Source organism: Aminobacter sp. Piv2-1 (genome assembly GCF_037625995.1).
In the GTDB taxonomy this organism is placed as follows: Bacteria; Pseudomonadota; Alphaproteobacteria; order Rhizobiales; family Rhizobiaceae; genus Aminobacter.
On the sequence record NZ_JARKMU010000001.1, the window covers coordinates 291,184 to 315,461 of the forward strand.

At 65.0% G+C, this 24,278-nt stretch carries 24 protein-coding genes; 17 read left to right on the forward strand and 7 right to left on the reverse strand.

All coding sequences use genetic code 11. The annotated features are described in order from the left end of the window. The first annotated feature begins 253 nt into the window (after nt 1-253). From AmiPiv_RS01435 to AmiPiv_RS01455, 5 genes are read left to right on the forward strand one after another with little or no spacing between them, the layout of a single operon-like run. Nucleotides 254-1,831, forward strand: coding sequence for a nickel ABC transporter substrate-binding protein (locus tag AmiPiv_RS01435; protein WP_340035462.1), 1,578 nt, complete (start codon nt 254-256; stop codon nt 1,829-1,831). Nucleotides 1,832-1,843: 12 nt separating this feature from the next. Continuing rightward, nucleotides 1,844-2,779, forward strand: coding sequence for an ABC transporter permease (locus AmiPiv_RS01440; RefSeq protein WP_340035463.1), 936 nt, complete (start codon nt 1,844-1,846; stop codon nt 2,777-2,779). Then, nucleotides 2,770-3,678 carry an ABC transporter permease gene (locus AmiPiv_RS01445; RefSeq protein WP_340035464.1) on the forward strand — a complete coding sequence of 303 codons (909 nt, stop codon included), beginning with the start codon at nt 2,770-2,772 and terminating at the stop codon, nt 3,676-3,678. The genes AmiPiv_RS01440 and AmiPiv_RS01445 overlap by 10 nt, the downstream gene beginning before the upstream one ends. Beyond that, nucleotides 3,671-4,666 (forward strand): ABC transporter ATP-binding protein, encoded by a 996-nt coding sequence (locus AmiPiv_RS01450; protein WP_340035465.1) that lies wholly within the window; start codon nt 3,671-3,673, stop codon nt 4,664-4,666. Before AmiPiv_RS01445 ends, AmiPiv_RS01450 begins: the two co-directional genes overlap by 8 nt. Then, a complete protein-coding gene (locus AmiPiv_RS01455; protein WP_340035466.1) occupies nt 4,663-5,679 on the forward strand; it encodes an ABC transporter ATP-binding protein in 1,017 nt (338 codons plus the stop codon). The genes AmiPiv_RS01450 and AmiPiv_RS01455 overlap by 4 nt, the downstream gene beginning before the upstream one ends. Nucleotides 5,680-5,821: 142 nt before the next feature. On the opposite strand, the gene tldD is transcribed toward AmiPiv_RS01455, so the two are convergent. Together tldD and AmiPiv_RS01465 are read right to left on the reverse strand one after the other, a co-directional pair. Further along, nucleotides 5,822-7,234 carry a metalloprotease TldD gene (gene tldD / locus AmiPiv_RS01460; protein ID WP_340035467.1) on the reverse strand — a complete coding sequence of 471 codons (1,413 nt, stop codon included), beginning with the start codon at nt 7,232-7,234 and terminating at the stop codon, nt 5,822-5,824. 84 nt (nt 7,235-7,318) lie between these two features. After that, nucleotides 7,319-7,834 (reverse strand): invasion associated locus B family protein, encoded by a 516-nt coding sequence (locus AmiPiv_RS01465; RefSeq protein ID WP_340035468.1) that lies wholly within the window; start codon nt 7,832-7,834, stop codon nt 7,319-7,321. Between the two features lie 369 nt (nt 7,835-8,203). Here AmiPiv_RS01465 and coxB point away from each other — a divergent pair, with 369 nt between their 5' ends. From coxB to rnhA, 11 genes are all read left to right on the forward strand, one after another. Then, nucleotides 8,204-9,070 (forward strand): cytochrome c oxidase subunit II, encoded by an 867-nt coding sequence (gene coxB / locus AmiPiv_RS01470; RefSeq protein ID WP_340035469.1) that lies wholly within the window; start codon nt 8,204-8,206, stop codon nt 9,068-9,070. Between the two features lie 37 nt (nt 9,071-9,107). Continuing rightward, nucleotides 9,108-10,757 carry a cytochrome c oxidase subunit I gene (ctaD, locus tag AmiPiv_RS01475; protein WP_340035470.1) on the forward strand — a complete coding sequence of 550 codons (1,650 nt, stop codon included), beginning with the start codon at nt 9,108-9,110 and terminating at the stop codon, nt 10,755-10,757. Nucleotides 10,758-10,830: 73 nt separating this feature from the next. Next, the gene (locus AmiPiv_RS01480; RefSeq protein WP_340035471.1) at nt 10,831-11,772 is read left to right on the forward strand and encodes a heme o synthase; all 942 of its coding nucleotides are present in this window, start codon (nt 10,831-10,833) and stop codon (nt 11,770-11,772) included. A 2-nt stretch (nt 11,773-11,774) separates the two neighbouring features. Beyond that, a complete protein-coding gene (locus AmiPiv_RS01485) occupies nt 11,775-11,933 on the forward strand; it encodes a hypothetical protein (RefSeq protein ID WP_340035472.1) in 159 nt (52 codons plus the stop codon). Further along, nucleotides 11,930-12,568, forward strand: a complete 639-nt coding sequence (locus AmiPiv_RS01490; protein ID WP_340035473.1) for a cytochrome c oxidase assembly protein — start codon at nt 11,930-11,932, stop codon at nt 12,566-12,568. Before AmiPiv_RS01485 ends, AmiPiv_RS01490 begins: the two co-directional genes overlap by 4 nt. A 1-nt stretch (nt 12,569) precedes the next feature. Continuing rightward, a complete protein-coding gene (locus tag AmiPiv_RS01495) occupies nt 12,570-13,460 on the forward strand; it encodes a cytochrome c oxidase subunit 3 (RefSeq protein WP_340035474.1) in 891 nt (296 codons plus the stop codon). Nucleotides 13,461-13,539: 79 nt separating this feature from the next. Then, on the forward strand, nt 13,540-13,926 hold the full coding sequence (locus AmiPiv_RS01500; RefSeq protein ID WP_340035475.1) for a DUF983 domain-containing protein: 387 nt from the start codon (nt 13,540-13,542) through the stop codon (nt 13,924-13,926). A gap of 8 nt (nt 13,927-13,934) precedes the next feature. Next, nucleotides 13,935-14,678 (forward strand): SURF1 family protein, encoded by a 744-nt coding sequence (locus AmiPiv_RS01505; RefSeq protein WP_340035476.1) that lies wholly within the window; start codon nt 13,935-13,937, stop codon nt 14,676-14,678. 66 nt (nt 14,679-14,744) lie between these two features. Beyond that, entirely contained in the window at nt 14,745-15,755 is a 1,011-nt protein-coding gene (gene ispH, locus AmiPiv_RS01510; protein ID WP_340035477.1) for a 4-hydroxy-3-methylbut-2-enyl diphosphate reductase, read from the forward strand. Continuing rightward, the gene (locus AmiPiv_RS01515) at nt 15,755-16,717 is read left to right on the forward strand and encodes a homoserine kinase (RefSeq protein WP_340035478.1); all 963 of its coding nucleotides are present in this window, start codon (nt 15,755-15,757) and stop codon (nt 16,715-16,717) included. The genes ispH and AmiPiv_RS01515 overlap by 1 nt, the downstream gene beginning before the upstream one ends. Continuing rightward, nucleotides 16,714-17,169: a ribonuclease HI gene (gene rnhA / locus AmiPiv_RS01520; RefSeq protein WP_340035479.1), complete on the forward strand. Its 456-nt coding sequence runs from the start codon at nt 16,714-16,716 to the stop codon at nt 17,167-17,169. Before AmiPiv_RS01515 ends, rnhA begins: the two co-directional genes overlap by 4 nt. Before the next feature lie 64 nt (nt 17,170-17,233). Here rnhA and AmiPiv_RS01525 read toward each other — a convergent pair whose 3' ends face one another. Next, nucleotides 17,234-17,719 (reverse strand): peroxiredoxin, encoded by a 486-nt coding sequence (locus AmiPiv_RS01525; protein ID WP_340035480.1) that lies wholly within the window; start codon nt 17,717-17,719, stop codon nt 17,234-17,236. A 194-nt stretch (nt 17,720-17,913) separates the two neighbouring features. Next, nucleotides 17,914-18,723, reverse strand: coding sequence for a protein-disulfide reductase DsbD domain-containing protein (locus AmiPiv_RS01530; protein WP_340035481.1), 810 nt, complete (start codon nt 18,721-18,723; stop codon nt 17,914-17,916). Between the two features lie 159 nt (nt 18,724-18,882). Between AmiPiv_RS01530 and AmiPiv_RS01535 the strand changes: the two genes are divergently transcribed. After that, on the forward strand, nt 18,883-19,491 hold the full coding sequence (locus AmiPiv_RS01535) for a YqgE/AlgH family protein (protein ID WP_340035482.1): 609 nt from the start codon (nt 18,883-18,885) through the stop codon (nt 19,489-19,491). Here the strand turns inward: AmiPiv_RS01535 and AmiPiv_RS01540 are convergent. From AmiPiv_RS01540 to AmiPiv_RS01550, 3 genes are read right to left on the reverse strand one after another with little or no spacing between them, the layout of a single operon-like run. Next, nucleotides 19,474-22,437, reverse strand: a complete 2,964-nt coding sequence (locus tag AmiPiv_RS01540; RefSeq protein ID WP_445206879.1) for an EAL domain-containing protein — start codon at nt 22,435-22,437, stop codon at nt 19,474-19,476. The genes AmiPiv_RS01535 and AmiPiv_RS01540 overlap by 18 nt on opposite strands. Then, a complete protein-coding gene (locus tag AmiPiv_RS01545; RefSeq protein ID WP_340035484.1) occupies nt 22,371-22,967 on the reverse strand; it encodes a GNAT family N-acetyltransferase in 597 nt (198 codons plus the stop codon). Before AmiPiv_RS01545 ends, AmiPiv_RS01540 begins: the two co-directional genes overlap by 67 nt. Before the next feature lie 9 nt (nt 22,968-22,976). Next, a complete protein-coding gene (locus tag AmiPiv_RS01550) occupies nt 22,977-24,269 on the reverse strand; it encodes a M16 family metallopeptidase (protein WP_340035485.1) in 1,293 nt (430 codons plus the stop codon). Between the last annotated feature and the right edge of the window lie 9 nt (nt 24,270-24,278).

Consider the following 24,278-nt stretch of genomic DNA (forward strand, 5'->3'; position numbering starts at 1 on the left):
TGTTTGGCACGGCGTTTGCCGCGGGCCGACCGGTTTTTGTACCCGGCGGATCACGCAATGCGCCGAGGGGTCTGGCCCCACATTCCACGGTACGGCGATACAGTCTGTAATCACAATCGCATTCCATCTAAAATACGATCTTGACGTTTAATCGTATACATGAGACACATTATATGTCTATACAAAAAGAGCGCTTCTGACGTAACGGCAGATTGAAGCGCCGAGGACCCAAAAACTTAGAGAGGAGAAACCTATGTCATTGAATAGGCGTACATTTTTGCAGGGTACATCTGGTGCCCTGGGGCTGGTCATGGCCGAGGCAGCCTTTACCAAGCTTGCCTATGCGCAAGGTGCGAGCGGCACTCTGCGCGTGGCGATCGCAAAGCCGGCAGGAAATCTCGATCCGCAAAGCCACTTTGCGATCTGGGCCATCCAGGACCTGATGTTCGAGCCGCTGGTGAAGTACGGCAAGGGCGGCAAGATCGAACCGTGCCTTGCCACCGATTGGAAGCTCGAGGACGGCGGCAAGACGCTCCAGCTGACCTTGCGCCAGGGCGTCACCTTCCAGGATGGCACCGTCTTTGATGCGACTGCGTGCAAGTGGAACCTCGATCGCTGGATGGGGAAGGATCAGTTCAGCTGGATGAACTGCTCCAAGTATTTCCAGTCGGTCGAGGTGGTCGACGACTACCACATCACCCTGCGTTTCAAGGAAGCCCCGCTCGCGCTGTTGCAGGAACTCTCCTACACCCGGCCGCCGCGCTTCCTGAGCCCCAAGTCCGTCGGAGCCGATGGCAAGTTCGGCGAACCCGTAGGTACGGGACCGTGGCGCCAGATCAGCGCCGACGACACCCAGAGCGTATTCGAACGCTACGATGGCTACTGGGGCGACAAGCCGTCCTATGACCGTCTCGAAGCCAAGGTCGTCCCCGATCCGCGCTCGCGCGTCGCGGCGCTGCGGGCCGGCGAACTCGACATGATCGGCGGCTTCTGGGTTGCCGGACTGACCCCGGTCGAAGCCAAGCAGCTCGACGCGGCCGGCGTTCCCGTCGTCATCGATCCCGGCAACGTCACGCTGGTGATGGCCTTCAACCCTGATCGAGCCGAGGTCCTGAAGGATCCTCTGGTACGCAAGGCGATCAGCACCGGCATCGACCGTGCCGCGATCGCCCAGGCGCTCTACCTCGGCTACGCCAGGCCGGCCGGCAACCTGTTTTCCGACGCACTGCCGTTGGCCGGCAAGCAATATGACGCTCCGGTCCGCGACGTGGCGGCGGCGTCTGCGTTGCTCGAGAAGGCCGGTTGGACCGGTGGTCCGGTGCGCTCCAAGGACGGCAAGCCGCTGACGCTCGAGATGGTCGTCAGCCCGGAGGCCATACCTGGCGCGCGCGTGGTGGCCGAGGTCATCCAGTCCGAGCTCAAGGAGATCGGCATCGACCTGACCATCCGTTCGGTCGACCATGCGTCGAAGCACACCGACATGCTTGAGAAGAAGTACGATCTCGGCTTCTTCCTGACCTATGGTGCACCCTTCGAGCCGTTCGGAACCATCGTCGGCCTCTTCCTCTCCACGTTCAAGAATGACGTCGAGGGCAAGCTGGTCACCGATCCGGTCAATCTCGATCCGCTGATCAACGCCGCCGCGTCGGCCTCGGAAGACGAGGTGGAGCCCGCCCTGCAGAAGTTCTACGACTGGCTGCGGGACAACGACGCGATCGCGCCGCTGATCTATGTCCCCACCATCTGGGCGCATTCCAAGCGGGTCCAGGGCTTCAGCACTGCGGCCACGGAATACGACATGCCGTACGAAAACATCGTGCTGGCGGACTAACAGGAGGTTGCCTTGATCCACTTCATCAGCAAGCGGCTGAAGCACTCCCTGGTCCTGCTCTTCCTCGCGTCCGTGGTCTGCTTCATGCTCGTGGTTTCTGCCCCGGGCAATGTCGCGGTCCTGATTGCCGAGCTGCGTGGCGCGGTCTCGGTTCCGGGATATGTCGATCAGGTTGCCGAAGAGATAGGACTGAACAAGCCACTGCTGGTGCGCTACGTGGATTGGCTTGGCGACGCAGTCCGGGGAGATTTCGGCATCTCCTACCGAACGGGCCAGGAGGTTAACGCGGACCTGCCAAAGCGCATGCTCGTCACGGGAACACTCGTCGCCGGTGGCGGCGCGCTTGCGACCCTGATCAGCCTGGTGCTTGGCTTCCTCGGGGCCCTCTGGCCATACAAACTGCCGGACCGCGTATCGCGCGGTCTGGCGCTCGTCGGCGCCTCGACACCGACATTCTTCGTCGGGGCGCTGATGATCTACGGCTTCTCCGTCACCTTTCAGCTGTTTCCGTCCTTCGGCTTCGAAGGCCCTGAAAGCTGGATCCTGCCCTGGCTCACCGTCGCCGTCCTGCCAGCCGCCGTGCTGAGCCGTGTCGTGCGCGTCGGGCTGGAGGAGGCGATGACCAGTCCCTTCGTGCTCACAGCCAAGAGCAAGGGGCTGGGCCGTACCGCGATCCTGTTCCGCGACGCGCTGCCGAACATCACGCCGGTGTTCATCAATGCGCTCGGCACCCAGGTCGGCCTGATGACGGCGACAGCCATCATCGTCGAACCGCTGTTCGCCTGGCAGGGACTGGGTGACTACTTCCTCAACGGCGTGCGCTTCCGCGACTTCATGGTGGTGCAGGCGTGCCTGCTCATCTTCCTCACCTTCTTCATCATCGTGAACCTGATCGTCGATCTCGCGGTTCTGCTGACCGATCCCCGCATTCGGCGCCAATGGAGCTGATCATGGAAAAACTCAATTCTATCCTGGCCCGGTTGAAGAAGATGCCGCGCGCGGCCTTGATCACCATCGGCCTGTTCGTCGCCCTGGGCACCTTCGCGTCCTGGCTGGCTCCTCAGGATCCCAGCGCCCAGAACCTGCTGGACGCAGGCCTCGGGCCGAGCGCCGCGCACTGGCTCGGAACCGACCACCTCGGACGTGACACGCTGAGCCGGCTGATCATCGCCGCCAACACCTCGCTCGTCAGCGTGGGCTCGGTCCTCGGCATCGCCATGACGATCGGTATCCTGATGGGTACGATCGCCGGCTACCACCGCGGCTGGGTCGACGACCTCCTGATGCGCGTCGTCGACGTCGGCCTCTCCATCCCCAGCCTGATCATTGCGCTCGCCGTGATCGGCATCGTCGGCCCCGGCTACTGGACCATGGTGATGGCGCTGGCGCTTGCCTGGTGGCCGATGAGCGGCCGCATCAGCCGCGCCGTGGCCGTCAGCATCATGAGCAAGCCGCATATCGAGGCGCTGCGGGTGCTGGGCGCCAGCCCCTGGCGGATCTATTTCGGCCATCTCCTGCCCGGCACCATCGGCGCGGTGATGGTGTATGCCACGGCCGACGCCGGCACCGCCGCCCTTGCGGTCGCGACGCTGAGCTTCCTCGGCCTCGGCATCCAGCCGCCGACGCCCGAATGGGGCCAGATGCTCGTCGATGCCCTGCCATATCTCGAATCCGATCCGCGCCAGGTGCTCCTGCCCGGTCTCGCGCTGACCGCGGCTGTCATCGGCTTCAACACGCTGGGCGAATCCATCGCGCTCAACCGCATTCCGAAGCCCCTCACCAGGCGCATGCTTGCGGCACGCCGGCTCGAGGCCGCGGGCTGGGCCAAGGAGAATTCCGATGCATAACGAACCGCTCCTGACCGTCAGCAACCTGACGGTCGACCTCCTGACCGCAAAATCCGCGGTGCGACCGGTCGACGGCGTGAGCTATTCGGTCCGCCAGGGCGAATGCCTCGCCATCGTCGGCGAAAGCGGCAGCGGCAAGACCGTGATGAACTTCGCCCCGCTCGGGCTGATGCCGACGGGCGTGACGACCGTGCTGTCCGGCTCGGTCAAGTTCGACGGCCACGAACTCATCGGCCGGCCGGAGGCTGAAATCCGCAAGTTCCGCGGCAGGTCCATCGGCTTCATCTTCCAGGACCCGATGAGCGCGCTCAATCCGGTGCGCCGCATCGGCCGGCAGATCGCGGAAATGGCGGAATTGCATCTCGGCATGTCGCCGAGCGCGGCCGAAGCCCGAGCCCTCGAATTGGTCAAGCTCGTCGGCATCTCGGATCCCGCGGCACGTCTCAGGCAGTATCCGCACGAGCTTTCGGGCGGGTTGCGGCAGCGCATCGTCATCGCGATCGCGCTGGCGGGCGAGCCGAAGCTGCTGATCGCCGACGAGCCGACGACCGCACTCGACGTGACGGTGCAGGCGCAGATCCTGCGGCTCCTCAAGGACCTGCAGAAGCGCCTCGACATGGCCATGGTGCTGATCACCCACGACATGGGCGTGGTTGCCGGTGCCGCCGACAACATCGTCGTCATGTATGCCGCCCGCGCTGCCGAGCGCGGTCCGGTCGACAAGGTCCTGGTCAGTCCGCGCCACCCCTATACCAGGGGCCTGATCAACGCGATCCCGCGGCGAGAGGACCCGATCGGTTCGGAATTCCGCGGCTTGCCCGGCGTGCCGCCGACGCTCGGCGCGCCGTTCAAGGGCTGTGCCTTCGCGTCGCGCTGCGGATTCGCAGTGGCGGCGTGTTCAGCCAGCCGTCCCCCTCTGGTGCCAACGCCCGACGGCAGCGTCTTCGTAGCCTGCCCGGTCGTCAATCAAGGAAAGGCAGCCGCATGACACACGCGCCTGTTCTTAAAGTCGAAAACCTGCAGACGCGGTTCAAGAGCGTACAGCGGGGCAAGTTCGTGCATGCCGTCGACGACGTTTCCATCGAGCTGTATCCGGGCGAGATCGTCGGCCTGGTCGGCGAGTCGGGCTGCGGCAAGTCGACCCTCGGGCGCACCATCGTCGGGCTCGAAAAGGCGAGTTCCGGACGCGTGCTGCTCGACGGCGTGGACCTCAGCACGCTCTCGGGCGTGGCTCTGCGCAACAGCCGCAGGGCGCTGCAATACGTGTTCCAGGATCCCTACTCGTCGCTCAACGACCGGCAGACGGTCGGCGAAGCCATCGACGAGGCCCTGCAGATCGACGGGATGAGGTCGAGGACCGATCGCGAGCGCCGCACCAAGGAACTGCTCGACCAGGTCGGCCTGGCCGATGCGGTGAAGGACCGTCACACACGCGAACTGTCCGGCGGCCAGCGCCAGCGCGTCGCCATCGCCCGTTCGCTTGCGGTCAATCCCCGGGTGCTGATCTGCGACGAGCCGGTCAGCGCACTGGACCTGTCCATCCGCGCCCAGGTGATGAACCTGTTCCTGCGGTTGCAGAAGGACTTGGGCGTGGCCTGCCTGTTCATTGCCCACGACCTCGAACTCGTCAGGCAGGCGGCCTCGCGCGTCTACGTCATGTATCTCGGCAAGATCGTCGAGCATGGGCCGTCGCAGGAACTCTACGACCATCCGAGCCATCCCTATTCGCAGATGCTGCTGGCGTCGGTTCCCGAGGCCGATCCGATCGCCGAAAGGCAGCGCAAGGCACCGCTGATGATCGGGGAGGTGCCGAGCCCGACCAACCCGCCGTCGGGCTGCCGGTTCCGGACCCGCTGCCCGCTGGTGGTCGACGAGTGCAAGCAGCAGGTGCCGGCGGCCTACAAGCTGTCGCCCGGCCATAGTGCAGCCTGCACCTTTGCCGTGGATTTGCACCGGGGCAAGCGCACGGCATTGATCCAGCCGGAGGCAGATGCGGCTTGAGCTGAACCCAGGCGGCTCAAACGCATCTTGATGCTCCGCGGGTGCATGCGCCGTCGTCCAGGCGATGGGGCATGTAGCCGCGGAGTTTTTTTGCCGGCCGGCGGTTCCGCGCCGGCAACTGACCAGCTCAAGCCGCCGGCTGCTACGTGCGGGTACCGCCGACCGTCATCTGGTTCATGCGCAGATGCGGCTGGCCGACCCCGACCGGTACGCCCTGTCCGGCCTTGCCGCACATACCGATGCCGGTATCGAGCTTCATGTCGTTGCCGACCATGGTGACGCGGTGCATCGCGTCCGGGCCGTTGCCGATCAGCATGGCGCCCTTGATCGGCCGGGTCACCTTGCCGTCCTCGATCATGTAGGCCTCGGTGCAGCCGAACACGAACTTTCCGCTGGTGATGTCGACCTGGCCGCCGCCGAAGGAGACGGCATAGATGCCGGCCTTGACCGAGGCGATGATCTCCTCCGGCGTCATGTCGCCCGAGGTCATGTAGGTGTTGGTCATGCGCGGCATCGGCTGGTGCGCATAGGATTCGCGCCGGCCGTTGCCGGTGGCCGCCATGCCCATCAGCCGGGCGTTCTGCCGGTCCTGCATGTAGCCGACGAGCTTGCCGTCCTCGATCAGCACGTTGCGGGCGCTGGGCGTGCCCTCGTCGTCGACGGTAAGCGAGCCGCGGCGCTCGGCGATGGTGCCGTCGTCGATGACGGTGACGCCCTTGGCGGCGACCTGCTGGCCGAGTAGGCCGGCAAAGGCGGAGGTCTTCTTGCGATTGAAGTCGCCTTCGAGCCCATGGCCGACGGCCTCGTGCAGCATCACGCCAGGCCAGCCGGAGGACAGCACGATGTCGAAGGTGCCGGCCGGGGCGGGGATGGCCTCGAGATTGACGAGCGCCTGGCGCAGTGCCTCGCTTGCCGCGCCTCGCCAGCTTTCCTCGGTCAGGAATTCGTCGAAGTTCTTGCGGCCGCCGACGCCATAGGAGCCGCTCTCCTGGCGATCGCCATCGCCGACGACCACCGCAACGTTCATGCGCACCAGCGGACGGATGTCGCGCACGACATGCCCGTCTCCGCGCAGGATCTCGACATGCTGCCACGACGAGGCGAGCGACGCCGTCACCTGGCGCACGCGCGGGTCCTTGGCGCGCACCCAGGCGTCGATCTCCTGCAAGAGCCTGGCCTTGGCCTCGAAGGAGGGGGAGGGGATCGGGTTGTCTTCGCCGTAGAGATGACGGTTGGTGCGGGCCGGCGCGGCGGCAAGCGTGCCGCTGTAGCCGCCCTTGACGGCCGATGCCGCGTCGGAGGCGCGCAGCAGCGCCGCTTCCGATAGCTCGCTCGCGTGCGCATAGCCGGTCGCCTCGCCGGCGACGGCGCGCAGACCAAAACCCTGGTCGGTGTTGAAATTGGCCGTCTTCAGCCGGCCGTTGTCGAACATCAGGGCTTCGCCCTCGCGATATTCGACGTAGAGCTCGCCGTCGTCGGCGCCTTCGATCGTATCGGCTACGATCCGGCGCACGCGGTCTTCGGAGATGTCGAACTGGCTGAGCAGGCTGGTCATGGCACGTCGCCTTTGATCCTTGGGAGGTCGTCTCCCCGATGTAGGCGACGCAGCGACGCCGGACAATGCCTCCGGGTCAATGGTTCACGGCAGCGCCGCAAAGCCCTCGGCGAAACCGTTCAGGTCGACCGGGATGCCGATGCCTTCCTCGGGGGTCTGGAAGACGATGAAGGTGGCGGCCTTGCCGGTCTTCAGCGTGTCGAGCAGCTGCTTCTCCAGGATCACCTCGGCATAGCAGCCGTCCTGGAAGCAGCGGACGAAATAGGCGCGCCCGATATCCTTCTGATCGACATTGAGGCCGAGGCCGTTTGGCAGGAGAACGCCGAGCGGCGCGAGCACGCGCAGGATCTCGGCCTTGTTGTCGGCGGTGCGCAGCACGACGACCGAGAGCCCCATTTCCGGGCGATCCTCGGCGATGACGTTCTGCATCATCACGCATTGCTCGGTGCTGGCGCCCGCCGGCGTGTCGCAGATGATGGACCACGCGCCGTGAGTCGACTTGACCTTGCCGCTCTGCTGCTGGGCGCCGGCCGGCAGCGGCACCACGAAGGCGGCGGCGACCAACACCTTGGCCAAGGTTTTAAACAGCCCAGACTTCATGACGGCTCCATTGCGAATCACGACAATTTAGGTCGCGCGTGCGGCAAGTAAATAACAAGAGGCCCCGCACGCCATCCTGAAATCTGCACTATTCCCAGACTTCCAGCCCAAATCGGCCCGAATTTGGGCATGCTGCAGGGCTATGGCCTTGCTGTGCGGACGCATCGTCTTCCCGACCCGGCGCCACTAGGCCCGCCGTGCCGGGTTGTCCACCCTGCGCGCAAAAATGCCGCATGAGTTATGCCTCTGCTTCCTTGCGGATGCAAAGAGAGTATGGTTTGAACCTCCGAACGTCTCTGGGATTCCCGTCCCGGAGCGGCGAGATGTCCTTGCGGTCAGCCCGCGCGGAGTTGGGAGATACAGAGGGTAATGAGAAAGATCCTTGCTAGCGCCGTCACGGCGACTGCTTCCCTTGCCAGTGTCGCGGCCCTTGCGGCTCAGCCGACACCCTGGCAGGCCACGTTCCAGCCGGCTGCAACCGGCATCATGGAACAGATCACGTGGTTCGAGCGCTACACCCTGTGGTTCATCGTCCCGATCACGCTCTTCGTGCTGGCGCTTCTGGCCTATTGCATCGTGAAGTTCCGCGCGAGCGTCAATCCGACGCCGTCGCGCACCAGCCACAACACGCTGATCGAGGTCGTCTGGACCGTCGGGCCTGTGGTCGTTCTGCTGTTCCTCGCGGTTCCGTCCTTCCAGCTGCTGACGGCGCAGTACACGCCGACCGAAGAGGCGAAGCTGACCATCAAGGCCACCGGCAACCAGTGGAACTGGGACTACGAGTACCAGGTCGACGAGCCGCTCTCATTCAACTCGGCGATGCTCGCCGAGGGCGATCGCGCCGCGGCCGGCAAGGAAGACAAGGGCGCTTATCCGCGTCTCCTGGCCGTCGACAACGAGGTGGTCGTGCCGGTCAACGCCACGGTGCGCCTGCTCGTCACCGCGAGCGACGTCATTCATGCCTTCGCCATGCCGGCCTTCGGCCTGAAGACCGACGCCGTGCCCGGCCGCATCAACGAGACCTGGTTCAAGGCGGAGAAGGAAGGCCTGTATTACGGCCAGTGCTCCGAACTTTGCGGCAAGGACCACGCGTTCATGCCGATCGCAATCCGCGTCGTCAACGATGCGCAGTACAACACGTGGCTGGCCGCCGCGAAGACCGATCTGCCGGGTGCCAACAAGGCGCTGATGGCCGAGGTCGAAGGCGCTGCCAAGGTCGCGGCCGCCGGCAACTGAGCCGCGGTTGAATAGGGATCAGGGAACGGAGCGGAATATGGCAGGCGCTGCAGCTCACGACCACCACGACCACAAGCCGAAGGGCTGGGTCCGGTGGGTGTACTCGACCAACCACAAGGATATTGGAACGCTCTACCTGATCTTCGCGATCATGGCGGGGTGTGTCGGCGGATTCCTGTCCGTCATGATGCGCTGGGAGCTCGCCGAGCCGGGCATCCAGATATTCCACGGCCTTGCCTCCATGGTCTACGGCGTCGAGGGCGACGCCGCGATAGACGCGGGCAAGAGCATGTTCAACGCGTTCACCACCGCCCACGGCCTGGTCATGATCTTCTTCATGGTCATGCCGGCGCTGATCGGCGGCTTCGCCAACTGGATGGTGCCGATCATGATCGGCGCGCCGGACATGGCATTCCCGCGCATGAACAACATCTCCTTCTGGCTGCTCCCGCCGGCCTTCATCCTGCTCATCATCTCGGCTTTCGTGCCGAGCGCGCCGGGTGCCTACGGCGTCGGCGGCGGCTGGACGATCTATCCGCCGCTCTCGACCACCGGCCAGCCCGGACCGGCGATGGATCTCGCGATCCTGTCGCTGCACATCGCCGGCGCGTCGTCGATCCTCGGTGCGATCAACTTCATCACCACGATCTTCAACATGCGCGCCCCGGGCATGACGCTGCACAAGATGCCGCTGTTCGCCTGGGCCGTGCTGATCACCGCCTTCCTGCTGCTCCTGTCGCTGCCGGTCCTGGCTGGCGGCATCACGATGCTGCTCACCGACCGCAACTTCGGCACGACCTTCTTCGCGCCCGAAGGCGGCGGCGACCCGATCCTGTTCCAGCACCTGTTCTGGTTCTTCGGTCACCCGGAAGTGTACATCCTGATCCTGCCGGGCTTCGGCATCATCAGCCACATCGTGTCGACCTTCTCGCGCAAGCCGATCTTCGGTTACCTCGGCATGGCCTACGCCATGGTCGCCATCGGCGCCGTCGGCTTCGTCGTGTGGGCCCACCACATGTACACGACCGGCCTGTCGCTCGACACGCAGCGCTACTTCGTCTTCGCCACGATGGTCATCGCGGTACCGACGGGCGTGAAGATCTTCTCGTGGATCGCCACCATGTGGGGCGGCTCCATCCAGATGAAGACGCCGATGCTGTGGGCGATCGGCTTCATCTTCCTGTTCACCGTCGGTGGCGTCACCGGCGTGCAGCTGGCCAACGCCGGTCTCGACCGTTCGCTGCACGACACCTACTACGTGGTCGCGCACTTCCACTACGTGCTGTCGCTGGGCGCCGTGTTCGCCATCTTCGCCGCCTGGTACTACTGGTTCCCGAAGATGAGCGGCTACATGTACTCGCCGGTGATCGCCAACACGCACTTCTGGGTGACGTTCGTCGGCGTGAACCTGGTCTTCTTCCCGCAGCACTTCCTCGGCCTGGCCGGCATGCCGCGCCGCTACATCGACTACCCGGATGCGTATGCCGGCTGGAACATGGTGTCGTCCTACGGCTCCTACATCTCCGCCGTCGGCGTGCTGATCTTCCTGTTCGGCGTCTTCGAGGCTTTCTCGAAGAAGCGCGCCGCCGGCGCCAATCCGTGGGGCGAGGGTGCGACCACGCTGGAATGGCAGCTGCCTTCGCCGCCGCCGTTCCACCAGTGGGAACAGCTGCCGCGCATCAAGTAAGGCACTGACTGAAATCGAAGCCGCCGGGCGACCGGCGGCTTCGGACAAACCGAACGACTGGACGCAGGTACGCATGGCCCTTGTCAACAACCGACTTGACGATCAGGCCTTCCGCATGTCGGAGGCGACGGCGGGCGATTTTCTCGCCCTGCTGAAGCCGCGCGTGATGTCGCTGGTCGTGTTCACGGCCTTCGTCGGCATGGTGGCCGCACCGGTGACCATCAATCCGTTCCTCGCCATCGTCGCGATCCTGGCGATCGCAGTCGGCGCCGGCGCCTCGGGCGCCCTCAACATGTGGTACGACGCCGACATCGACGCCGTCATGACGCGCACGGCCAAGCGGCCCGTGCCGATGGGCAAGGTGAGCCCGCGCGAGGCGCTGACCTTCGGCCTCGTGCTGTCGGTTCTCTCGGTGATGACGCTGGGTGTGCTGGTCAACTGGCTGTCGGCCGCACTGCTCGCCTTCACCATCTTCTTCTATGCCGTCGTCTACACGATGTGGCTGAAGCGCTGGACGCCGCAGAACATCGTCATCGGCGGCGCCGCCGGCGCGCTGCCGCCGATGATCGGCTGGGCCGCCGTGACCGGCAATGTCAGCTTCGAGAGCTTCGTCCTCTTCCTCATCACCTTCCTGTGGACGCCGCCGCACTTCTGGGCGCTGGCGCTGTTCAAGTCGGAGGACTACGAGCGCGCCGGCATCCCGATGATGCCGAACGTGGCGGGTGCCGCCTCGACTCGCAGGCAGATATTCGCCTATTCGCTGCTGCTTGCGCCGGTCGGCGTGGCGCCCTGGCTGCTTGGCTACACGACCGCCGGCTACGGTGCGGTGTCGGTGGCGCTGGGCGCGGGTTTCGTCTGGTACGCCTGGAAGGTGCTCCGGATGCCCGACACCGACAAGGCGATGAAGCCGGCCAAGGCGTTGTTTGCCTATTCGTTGCTCTATCTTTTCGCGATCTTTGCCGCCTACCTCGCAGACAGCGTCATCGGCCGAGTCGTTGCGCTTGGGGGCGTCTGAACATGACGGACAAGGAAATGGTTACGCTTACCGAAAGCCAGCAGAAAGCGCGGCGCAGCCGCAACATCGCCATCGGCCTCGCGCTGGCGGCGCTGGTGATCATCTTCTACCTGGCCACGATCGCCAAGTTCGGTCCGGCCATCCTGGATCGTCCGCTATGAGCGAGGCGACCAAGGAGGCTCAGCCGGCCGTGGTGTGGAAGCCGCGCTCCAACGGGATGATCGCCGGCATGTGCCTGGCCTTCGTCGGCGGTATGGTCGGCATGGCCTACGCGGCGGTGCCGCTCTACGCCATGTTCTGCCAGATCACCGGCTATGGTGGCACCACGCAGCGCGTCGAACAGTATTCAGACCGCGTTCTCGATCGCGAGATCACCGTCCGTTTCGACGCCAATACGGCCGGCGTGCCGTGGGATTTCAAGCCGGTCGCGCGCGAGATCAAGATCAAGATTGGCGAGACGACGCAGGCGCAGTACAAGGCCACGAGCCTGTTCACGGCGCCGACCTCGGGCCGCGCAACCTTCAACGTCACGCCCGAACTGGCCGGAGCCTATTTCAACAAGGTCGAGTGCTTCTGCTTCACGGATACCACGCTGGAGCCGGGCGCCTCGATCGACATGCCGGTCGTCTTCTATGTCGATCCCGACATCGTGAACGTGCCTGAACTCAAGGACATCAAGACGATCACGCTGTCCTATACCTTCTTCCCGCTCGAGCGGGAGAAGCCAGTAGCTGCCGCGCCCAAGGTCGACGGCGAAACGACAACTGTTAATTCCGACGTAAAAGCCGGGGGATGAGATGGCAGACGCGCACGCAAAACCGCAACACGATTATCACATCATCGATCCCAGCCCGTGGCCCTTCCTCGGGTCGCTGGGCGCGCTCGTCATGGCTTTCGGTGGCGTCGCATGGATGTCGTACCTGAAGGGCGGCAACCTGCCGATCTTCGGCTACGACATGGCCAATGCCAAGTACTGGATCTTCGCCATCGGCCTGGCGATCGTGCTCTACACCATGTTCGGCTGGTGGTCGGACACGGTGAAGGAAGCCAACGAGGGCCATCACACCCGCGTCGTTTCCCTGCACCTGCGCTACGGCATGATCATGTTCATCGCCTCCGAGGTGATGTTCTTCGTCGCCTGGTTCTGGGCCTTCTTCGATGCCAGCCTCTTCCCGGGCGAGGCAGCCCAGGTCGCCCGTACCGCCTACACCGGTGGCGTGTGGCCGCCGAAGGGCATCGAGGTGCTCGATCCCTTCCACCTGCCGCTCTACAACACCATCATCCTGCTGCTGTCGGGAACAGCCGTGACCTGGGCGCACCATGCGCTGCTGAACAACGACCGCAAGGGCCTGGTCAACGGCCTCGCGATAACGGTCGCCCTCGGCTTGCTGTTCTCGTTCGTGCAGGCCTACGAGTACATGAACGCCCCGTTCGGCTTCCGTGACTCGATCTATGGCGCGACCTTCTTCATGGCGACCGGCTTCCACGGCTTCCACGTCATCGTCGGCACCATCTTCCTGCTGGTCTGCCTGCTCCGCGCGATGGCCGGCGGCTTCACGCCGAAACAGCATTTCGGCTTCGAGGCCGCTGCATGGTACTGGCACTTCGTCGACGTGGTGTGGCTGTTCCTGTTCACCGCGATCTATGTCTGGGCCTCGTCCGGCGCGACTATCGCGCACGGCGGCTGAGCGGGCCGCCAAGCATTGGAAGGCGGCTGCGGCAACGCAGCCGCCTTCGTCGTTTAGGGCAGGCGAGGAGTATTGAACCATGGCTGAGGACAAGGCGATCTGGCCGCCGGTCGATCCCGTCTCCGCAGGTCTCAAGGGCAGGTGCCCGCGCTGCGGTGAGGGGAAGTTGTTCTCCGGCTTCCTCGAGGTAGGCAAGCAGTGCGGCGTGTGCCGGCTCGACTATTCCTTCGCCGACGCGGGGGACGGCCCCGCGGTCTTCGTCATCCTCATCATCGGCTTCGTGGTGGTCGGTCTCGCCTTGTGGACGGAGGTGTCGCTGGCGCCGCCGCTGTGGCTGCATTTCCTGTTGTGGATACCCCTGGCGGTCATCCTCAGCCTCACTGCGCTGCGCCTGCTGAAAGGCGTGCTGATCACCCTCCAATACCGCAACAAGGCAGCCGAGGGACGGCTGGATACCCGCGAATGAGCGTTCCCATGACTGGTTCTGTTTCCGCCAAGCGTCCACGGCGTCTGCTGGCCCTGGCGCTCGGCCTGATCGTCTTCGGCGTGCTCGTCGCGCTCGGCAGCTGGCAGGTCCAGCGCATGTACTGGAAGGATGCGCTGATCGCTCAGATCGACGGACGCATCGGCTCCGAGCCGCTGCCGCTCGCCGAGATGGAGGTCAAGTACCGCGCTACCGGCGACGTCGACTATTGGCCGGTGACCGTGTCCGGCACGTTCCTGCATGAGGGTGAACGCCACTTCCTCGCCACCTGGCAGGGCCAGTCGGGCTTCTACGTCTATACGCCGCTGAGGCTGGACGACGGCCGCTATGTGCTGGTCAACCGCGGCTTCGTGCCCTACGATCGCAAGGATGCAGCAAGGCGCCAGGACGGCCAGGTTGCCGGCCCGGTGACGATCACCGGCCTTGCCCGCAATCCTCTGGACGGCAAGCCGGGTTCCCTGGTGCCGGACAATGACCTCAAGAAGAACGTGTTCTACTGGAAGGACCGCGACGCCATGGCCGCGACCGCGGGCCTGCCTGCTGGCGCCGTCGTCGTGCCGTTCTTCGTCGACGCCGGCAAGGCACCCAATCCCGGCGGCTTGCCGGTCGGCGGCGTCACCCTGGTCGACATGCCCAACAACCACCTGCAATACGTCATCACCTGGTACGGGCTGGCGGCGGCGCTGCTCGGGGTCATGGCCGTCTGGCTCATGCGCAAGCCGGAGCGCCAATGACGCCCCGTCGCCCTTGACAGCAGGGCGGCGGCCCCTCATCTCGGCTCTGAACGGAACCAGATTCACATGCTCGACACCGCGACGAAACCGCCCCTGACGATCAGGCTCTGCCAGCCGCGCGGCTTCTGTGCCGGTGTCGACCGCGCCATCCAGATCGTCGTCCTGGCGCTCAAGAAATACGGCGCGCCGGTCTATGTGCGCCACGAGATCGTGCACAACCGCTACGTGGTCGAGGGCCTGCAGAACCTGGGCGCGGTGTTCATCGAGGAGCTAAACGAGATTCCCGACGAGCATCGCGATGCCCCGGTGGTGTTTTCCGCCCACGGCGTGCCCAAGTCGGTCCCGGCCGATGCCCAGGCGCGCAACCTGTTCTATCTGGACGCGACCTGCCCGCTGGTCTCGAAGGTGCACAAGCAGGCGATGCGCCATCGCCGCCATGGCCGCCACGTGCTGCTGATCGGCCATGCCGGGCATCCCGAGGTCATCGGCACGATGGGGCAGCTGGACGAAGGCGGCGTGACGCTGATCGAGACCGAGGCCGACGTTCAGAATTTCCAGCCGGCCGATCCCGAGGCGCTCGGCTTCGTGACGCAGACGACGCTGTCGGTCGAGGACACCGCCGGCATATTGCGGGCGCTGCAGGAGCGTTTTCCGGCCTTGCAGGCACCGGCTGCCGAATCCATCTGCTATGCCACGACCAATCGCCAGGAGGCCGTGAAGGAAACGGCCCCCGGCGCCGACCTCTATCTGGTCGTGGGTGCGCCCAATTCTTCGAATTCCCGACGCCTGGTCGAGGTCGCCGAGCGGGCAGGCGCCAAGATGTCGCTGCTGGTTCAGCGCGCGTCGGAGATCCCGTGGAGCGGGGTCGGCGACATCGCTACGCTTGGCCTGTCGGCGGGTGCCTCGGCCCCCGAGATCATAGTCGACGAGATCATCAATGCCTTCCGCGAACGCTTCGACGTGACCGTGGAACTTGCCGTGACGGCGACCGAGACGGAGGATTTCCCGGTGATGCGGGCTCTGCGCGACGTGGAACTGACCCCGGCCGACATGGCCTTCGTCAACGGTACCCGCTGATGGCCGTCTACACGGACGTGACTGAGGGTGAACTCGAGGCGTTCCTCCGCAACTATCCGGTCGGCGACCTGCTGTCCTACAAGGGCATCGCCGAAGGCACCGAGAATTCCAACTTCCTGCTGCACACGACGACGGGGTCGTACATCCTGACCCTCTACGAGAAGCGGGTCGAGAAAGCCGATCTGCCGTTCTTCCTCGGCCTGATGCAGCATCTCGCCCACAAGGGCATTTCCTGTCCGCTGCCGGTGGACGGCAACGACGGCAACGTCATAGGCACGCTCGCGGGACGTCCTGCCGTGGTGATCACCTTCCTCGAAGGCATGTGGATGCGCCGGCCCACGGTCGCGCACTGCCGCGAGGTCGGCAAGGCCCTGGCCGGGATGCACGTCGCCGGCCAGGATTTTGCGATGACGCGCCCGAACGCGCTTGCCATCGACGGCTGGCGCAAGCTCTGGGATGCGGCGCGGCCGCGGGCCGACGAGGTGGAGCCGGGGCTGGCCACGGAAGTGGACGCCGATTTCGCCGAGTTCGAGAAGGGCTGGCCGAAAGACCTGCCGTCGGGCGTCATCCACGCCGACCTGTTCCCCGACAACGTCTTCTTCCTCGGCGACGAACTGTCGGGCCTCATTGACTTCTATTTCGCCTGCAACGACCTCTACGCCTACGACCTCGCCACCTGTCTCAACGCCTGGTGCTTCGAGAAGGATTTTTCCTTCAACCTGACCAAGGGGACGGCGCTGCTGGACGGTTATCAGAGCGTCAGGCCGCTCGGCGAGGACGAGAAGGCGGCGCTGCCGATCCTGGCGCGCGGTTCGGCGCTGCGCTTCATGCTGACCAGGCTCTACGACTGGCTGACCATCCCCGACGGCGGGCTGGTGATGAAGCGCGATCCGATGGAATACATCCGCCGCCTGCGCTTCCACAGGGCGATCAGGTCGCCGCAGGAATACGGACTGAAATGAAGCATATCGAGATTTTCACCGATGGCGCCTGCTCGGGCAACCCGGGCCCCGGAGGCTGGGGTGCGATCCTGCGCTACAACGGCAAGACCAAGGAACTGTCGGGCGGCGAGGCCGAGACCACCAACAACCGGATGGAGCTGCTTGCGGCGATCTCGGCGCTGAACGCGCTGAAGGAGCCATGCGAGATCGACCTGCACACCGACAGCAAGTACGTGATGGACGGGATCTCGAAGTGGATATTCGGCTGGAAGAAGAACGGCTGGAAGACCGCCGACAAGAAGCCGGTGAAGAACGGCGAGCTGTGGCAGGCGCTCGACGAGGCCAACAGGCGCCACAAGGTCAAGTGGCACTGGGTCAAGGGCCATGCCGGACACCCGGAGAACGAGCGCGCCGACGAACTGGCGCGCGAGGGCATGGCGCCCTTCAAGGGCGGTCGCAGGGCATCCGCCTAGAGCTTGGCCGCCGTTGCGGCCAAGGCAGGGGCGTGTCGCCTCAAGACGGCGCGCCGGTCTGGTTTCAGAGCTGCTCGAGGATGCGCGCCGCGCCCGAGTCGACCGCCTGGCCCGGAGCGCCCTCCAGGTTGAGCTGCGCAACCTTTCCGTCCTCGACGATCATCGAGTAGCGCTTCGAACGCAGGCCCATGCCGTTGGCCGACAGGTCGGTGTCGAGGCCGATCGCACGGGCGAAATCGCCGCTGCCATCGGCGAGAAACTGCACCTTGCCCTCGCCGCCGCTGAAGCGTGCCCAGGCGCCCATGACATGCACGTCGTTGACCGAGACGACGGCGATCGTGTCGACTCCGCGGGAGACGATGGCATCGAAATTCTCGATGTAGCCGGGCAGGTGGTTGTTGCTGCAGGTCGGCGTGAATGCGCCCGGCACGGCGAACAGCACGACCTTCTTGCCGGCGAAGACGTCGTCGGTGTTGAGGCTCTTGGCGCCGTCGGCCGTCATCGTCTTGAAGGTGGCCTGGGGCAGCTTTTCGCCGATCGCAATGGTCATGGTTCCTCGCATGTCGGTTGAAGGTATCGGATCAGACCGTCCACCGAGCACTTTCGCTTTTCTCGAAACGCGAAAACGCTCCATCTCTTTGTTTGGACGCAATTCCGGACGGAAAACCGCTTCGCACTTTTCCTGGAATTGCTCTAGCGCAGATGGCGGCTCAGGCCAACACCCGTGCAGCCCGAACCATTGGCTCAGGGATAGGGCAGGAAGCCTTCGACCGCGGACGTCGCCGTCGTCAGCGTGTAGGGAATGCCCTTGCCGGTCGGGGGCGCGTCCGGGCGGTCGATCACCTTGACGGTGAAGGTCAGCTTGCCTGCCTCTGCGTTTCGCTTCGGCACGCCGAACAGGTAGCCGTCCGTGCCGGCGACGAAGAGATCCACGCCCTCCGGACTTCCCGGCACGTTGGCCACGACCGACAGCATCCCGTCCCCACCCGGGGTGGGCGTGACGCCGAAGTCGGCCTGCGCCGGAGCCGGCAGCGCCTCAAAGGCCGCCTCCACCAGCGCCACGTCGTCAGGGTTGTCGGGATCGGCTGCGGGGTCGACCTGCAACCGGGCCTGCACGGGCACGCAGATCGTCTCGCAGACGCCGAGGAAGACGTCCGCCTCGATCAGCGAGGGTTCGCCGGGCGAGGGGATAGTGAAGGTCACGGGCAGGCCCACCGGATAGTCGTAGCCGGCCCAGATCGAATATCCGTCGTCGTGCCGTTGCGGCGCTGGAAACGACATCTCCACCGCCGACACGTTGCGCGAGGCCGTGACGTCGATCTGCGGCGGCACGCCGGAATCGCCGGGGTCGCGCCAGTAGGTCTTCCAGCCTGGCTTCAGCTCGATGAAAAGCACGCCCTGGAGCTTGCCCTCGGCGTCGGGCCTGCCTGCGGTAACCAGGCGGAAGCGACCGCCTTCGGTCGTGCCCCAGTCCGATGCCGAGGAATATGCCGGTGCCGCCACGCCGAACAGGATGAGTCCAAGACCGGCGGCGAGAGTTTTCTGCAGTATCATGTCCGTGATTTGAACGTGTCGACGTGCAATCGCAATCGGTCACGTTGTCCTTGGGCAATCATATTTCCGTGACGGAATGTTCCAATCGGAACGCCCGGGGGCCCGGCGCCGCCCCATCCCCATCTTTCAAGACGAAGGGAAACGCGTTACGCTGCCGGGATGGATATTCTGCGCCAGAAAAAGGGCGCCTCGCGGCGCGGTTTCCTCGACGACCAGTTCCTCATCGCGATGCCCGGGATGAAGGACGACAGGTTCGCGCGCGCCGTCATCTACATCTGCGCCCACAGCGACGAGGGCGCCATGGGGTTGATCATCAACCAGGTCCAGCCGCTGCTGTTCCCCGACCTCCTGGTGCAGTTGGGCATCCTCGACGAGCAGGAGGCAATCAGGTTGCCGCTGAAGGCCAAGGACTTCATCGTGCGCAACGGCGGCCCGGTCGACCGCAGCCGCGGCTTCGTCCTGCACACCGACGACTACAAGGTCGAGTCCTCGCTGCCCGTCTCGGATGCAATCTGCCTCACGGCGACCGTCGACATCCTGCGCGCGATCTCGGTCGGGCGCGGGCCGCGCCATGCCCTGATGGCGCTCGGCTACTCGGGATGGGGCGCCGGCCAACTGGAAGGCGAGATCGCCGCCAATGGCTGGCTGACCTGTCCGGCCACGCCTGAACTGCTCTTCGACACCGATCTCGACCGAAAGTACGACCGCGTGGTGGCTTCGCTCGGGATCGACCTGGCGCGGCTGAGCGGCTCAGCCGGTCACGCCTGAGCCTGTCGAGAACTGCTCCTTCAGGAGCTTCAGCGCCTGATCGCCGGGGACCGGCGCCCCGAACATGAAGCTCTGCACGTACTCGCAGCCCATCTGCCTGAGTTCGAGCGCGTCGCTCTCGTCCGAGATACCCTCGGCGACGACCGAAAGGCCGAGTTCGTGCGCCATGTTGACCATCGACTTGATGAGGACGGCGCGCTTCGGCGAGGTGTCGTCGACGAAGCTCTTGTCGATCTTGATCGTGTCGAAGGGGAAGCGGGTCAGGTACGACAGCGATGAATAGCCGGTGCCGAAATCGTCGAGTGACAGGCCGATGCCGAGCTGCTTGAGCTTGGTCAGGACGTGGTTGGTCTGCTCAGGATTGTCCATGACCAGCGATTCCGTGAGCTCGAGCCGGAAGCAGCGCGGCTTGAGATTGGCGCGGGCGATGACCGAGCGCACGTCGCTGACGAGGTCGCGGCGGATGAGCTGGCGGCTGGAAAGATTGACCGAAACCGACAGCGGCTGGTCGCCGATCTGCTTCTGCCATTCCGCTAGGTCCTCGGCGGCGCGCTGCATGGCGAAAAGGCCGAGCTGTACGATCAGGCCGCAGCTCTCGGCGACGGGGATGAAGTCGCCCGGCGGAATGAGGCCGCGACGCGGGTGGTCCCACCTGAGCAGCGCCTCGAAGCCGGCGACGGAGCCATCCTCCAGCCGCACGATCGGCTGGTAGGCGAGTGTGAACTCCTTGCGTTCGATGGCGCGCCGGAGATCCGATTCGAGCTGCAGCCGGTCGGTGCCCACCGTCCGGAAGGCGGGTCGGAACGGCTCGATGCGGTCGCCACCGAAGCGCTTGGCCTGGTGCATGGCAAGCTCGGCGTCCTTGACCATGTCCTCGGCCGAGGCTTGGGCCGTGGTCCAGGTGATGAGGCCGACCGATGCGGTAAGGACGATCTCGCGCTTGGCGAAGGTGATCGGCGCCTTGATCGCTTGCTTGATGGCGTCGGCCACGGCGGCGATGCGCGAGGGGTCCTCTTCGGAAAGCAGCATGAGCGCGAACTGGTCGCCGGCGAAGCGCGACAGCGAGTCCTTCGGCTTGAGCAGGCGGTGCAGGCGGCGGGCGATGGTCAACAGGATCGTGTCGCCGGCCGAGATGCCGAGACCGTCATTGACCTGCTTGAAGCGGTCGATGTCGATGACGAAGACCGAGGGCCTGACCTTCTCCTCGGTGCGGGCGATGGAGATGATCGCCTCCAGCCGGTTCATGAACAGTTCGCGGTTCGGCAGGCCGGTGAGGTTGTCGTGCACGGCGTCGTGCAGCAGCCGCTCTTCCGATTTCTTCTGCTCGGTGACGTCGACGAGCGTGCCGACGCAACGGATCACCTCGCCGTCGGAGCCGATCACCGGCCGCGCCTTGAGCGAGAACCAGTGGTAGTGGCCGTCGGCCCCGCGCAGGCGGAAGCTCTGCGAGACGCGGCCGCGGCGGTGTTCGAGCACGACGTCGAGGGTGGTGCGGAACGTATCGCGGTCGTCGGCGTGCAGCACCGGCAGCCAGTTGCGCGCGGCGCCGCCCAGGCTGTTGGCCGGAAGCCCGAGCTGGATGCTGACGTCGGGCCGGGTGACGACGCGGTCGCGCAGCACGTCCCAGTCCCACACGATGTCGCCCGATCCGGCGATGGCCAGCGCCTGCCGCTCCATGTCGCTGAACAGGCCCTGGTGCAGGGCGCTGCCGGCGAATGCATGCTGCATGACGGTGAAGCCGATGAGCAGGATGATGAGGATGAGGCCGCCGCCGAGCGCGGATTGCACGATGTCGTTGTCGAGCACGCCGGTGATTGTCATCCACGAACCGGCGAGCCAGATGAGCACCATCGCCCAACTTGGCACCAGCATGATGGCCCGGTCATAACCGCGGATGCTGAGGTAGACGATCAGGCCGAGGCCGGTGATGGCGGTCGCCGCGAAGGAGATGCGCGCGATGCCGGCGGCCACGGCCGGATCGATGATGGCGACGCCGGCGATCAGCAGCAGTCCGACGATCCAGACAAAAGCGCCGTAGCTGAAATGCCCGTGCCATCGGTTGAGGTTGAGATAAGCGAACAGGAACACCACGAAGGTGCCCGCAAGGGCCACCTCGGTGCCCGCGCGCCATATCTGCTCGCTGCCCGGCGAGACCTCGATGACCTTATTGAGGAAGCCGAAATCCACGCAGATATAGGCGAGCACCGCCCAGGCCAGCGCCGCCGTCGCGGGGAACATCGAGGTACCCTTGACGACGAACAGGATGGTCAGGAAGAGCGCCAGCAGGCCGGCGATGCCGATGACGATGCCGCGGAACAGCGTGTAGGAGTTGACCGTGTCCTTGTAGGATTCGGGATCCCACAGATAGACCTGCGGCAGCTTGGGCGAGGCGAGCTCGGCGATGAAGGTCACCACCGTGCCGGGGTTGAGCGTGACGAGGAAGACGTCCGCGTCGCTGCTCTGCTGCCGGTCGAGCGCAAAGCCCTCGCTTGGGGTGATGGAAGCGATTCGGCTCGAGCCGAGGTCGGGCCAGAACAGTCCCGAACCGACGAGCCGGAAATGCGGCGCGACGATCAGCCGGTCGAGCTGCTGGTCGGTGGTGTTGGCGAGCGCGAACACGGCCCAGTCGCCGCTCGAACGCTTGTCCTTCGCCTCGACCTCGATGCGGCGGACGATTCCATCCGGGCCGGGAGCCGTCGAAATCTGGAAATTCTCGCCCTGATTGCGATAGATCTCGACCGCGCCGGTAAGGTTCAACGCGACATCGTCTCGTGAGATCTTGATTGCCTCCACGGCGGACGCCTGCGACGCCGCGAGGACGATCGCCACGATCGACAGGACAAACGCAAACAGCGGCGACAGCAGGTGCTTCGACAAGATCAGCCCTTCGTGATGACGGCCTGCGGGTCGTCCGCGATCAGCGCGTAAAGATAGTGGTCGTGCCATTCGCCGTTGATCCGCAGATAGGATCGCAGAAGTCCTTCGCGCCGGAATCCGGCTTTTTCAAGCACGCGTACGGAGCGAGTGTTTTCCGGGATACAGGCAGCCTCGATCCGGTGCAATCTCAGCGTATCGAAGGCATGCCTAACAAGCAGGCGGACGGCGTCCAGCATCAGGCCCTGGCCGGCATAGCGCTCGCCGATCCAGTAGCCGATGTGGCCGGTCTGGGCGACGCCGTAGCGGATGTTGCCGAGCGTGATGCCGCCGACGAGCTTATCGCCGGCATTTTCGTAGATGAAGAAGGCGGCCGAGGTTCCCTGGACGTTGTCGTCCTGGTAGCGGGCGAGGCGGACACGCCACGCCGAGCGGTCCAGTTCATCGGGCGCCCAGCTCGGCTCCCAGGGCACGAGGAAGGAACGGCTTTCGGCACGCAGCGTCGCCCATTCGTGATAGTCGCGCGACACCGGCATGCGCAGCGTAACACGCTCGCCTTTCAGCGCCGGCGCTTGGCGGCGGAAGAACGGGAGCGAAAGCATGCTGCAAGCTCAGACCGCGAGCTTGCGCGCGGCCGTCTGCGTGCCGGGCAGGGAATCCAGGATCGATTCGTAGGGCGCGAGCGTGCCGACCGGACCGACCGCGGTGATGGTCGGCCGGGTGGAGAACAGCCGCGAAGACAGGTCCGTCAGCCGTTCGACGGTAAGTGCCGAAAGCCGTTCCATCAGCTCTTCCTTGGCGATCGGCCTGCCGAACAGAAGCAGCTGGCGGGCGATCTGCGAGGCGCGGCTGGAGCAGCTCTCGGCCGACATGATCAGGCCGGCGCGATATTGCGCGCGGGCGCGGTCGAGCTCTTCCTGGAGGATGCTTTCGCCGGCCTTCTGCAACTCGCCGATGATGACCGGCAAAAGTTCGGCGATGTCGCTCTGACCGGTCGCGGCATGGATGCCGAAGATGCCGGTGTCGGAAAAGCCCCAGTGGAACGCGTAGACCGAATAGCAGAGGCCGCGTTTCTCGCGGACTTCCTGGAACAGGCGCGACGACATGCCGCCGCCGAGAATCATCGAAAGCACCTGCGAGGCGTAAAAGTCGCGGACGTGATAGGCCCGGCCCTCGAAGCCCAGCACGATCTGCGCGTCCATCAGGTCGCGATCCTCGCGGAAGTCGCCGCCGACATATTGCGCATACTGGGGAATGGCGCTTTCGGCCTTGGTGCGGAAATTGCCGAGGCGTTTCTCCACCTCGCGGACGAAGTCGTCGTGCTTGACGTCGCCGGCGGCGACCACGACCATGCGCTCGGCGCCGTACTGGCGCTTCATGAAGTCGTGGAGCTGCTCCGAGGTGAACGACTTGACCGTCTCGGGCGTGCCGAGGATCGAGCGGCCGATCGTCTGGTGGCGGAAGGCCGTCTCGGTGAAGCGGTCGAAGACGATGTCGTCGGGCGTGTCGTGGGCGGCGCCGATTTCCTGGAGGATCACGTGCTGCTCGCGCTCGAGTTCCTCGGGGTCGAATTCGGAATCCTGCAGGATGTCGGAGAGGATGTCGACCGCCAGCGGCACGTCGCCGGAGAGCACGCGCGCGTAGAACGAAGTCGTCTCCACGCTCGTCGCGGCGTTGATCTCGCCGCCGACGTTCTCGATCTGCGAAGCGATCTCGAAGGCAGTGCGGCTCTTGGTGCCCTTGAAGGCCATGTGCTCGAGGAGGTGGGCCATGCCATGCTCGTCGTCACGCTCGTTGCGCGCGCCGGACTTGACCCAGGTCCCTAGAGCTACGGTCTCTACGCTTGGAAGTGTTTCGGTGGCTACTGTCAGGCCGTTCGACAGACGGCTTACCTCAACACTCATATGCAACGT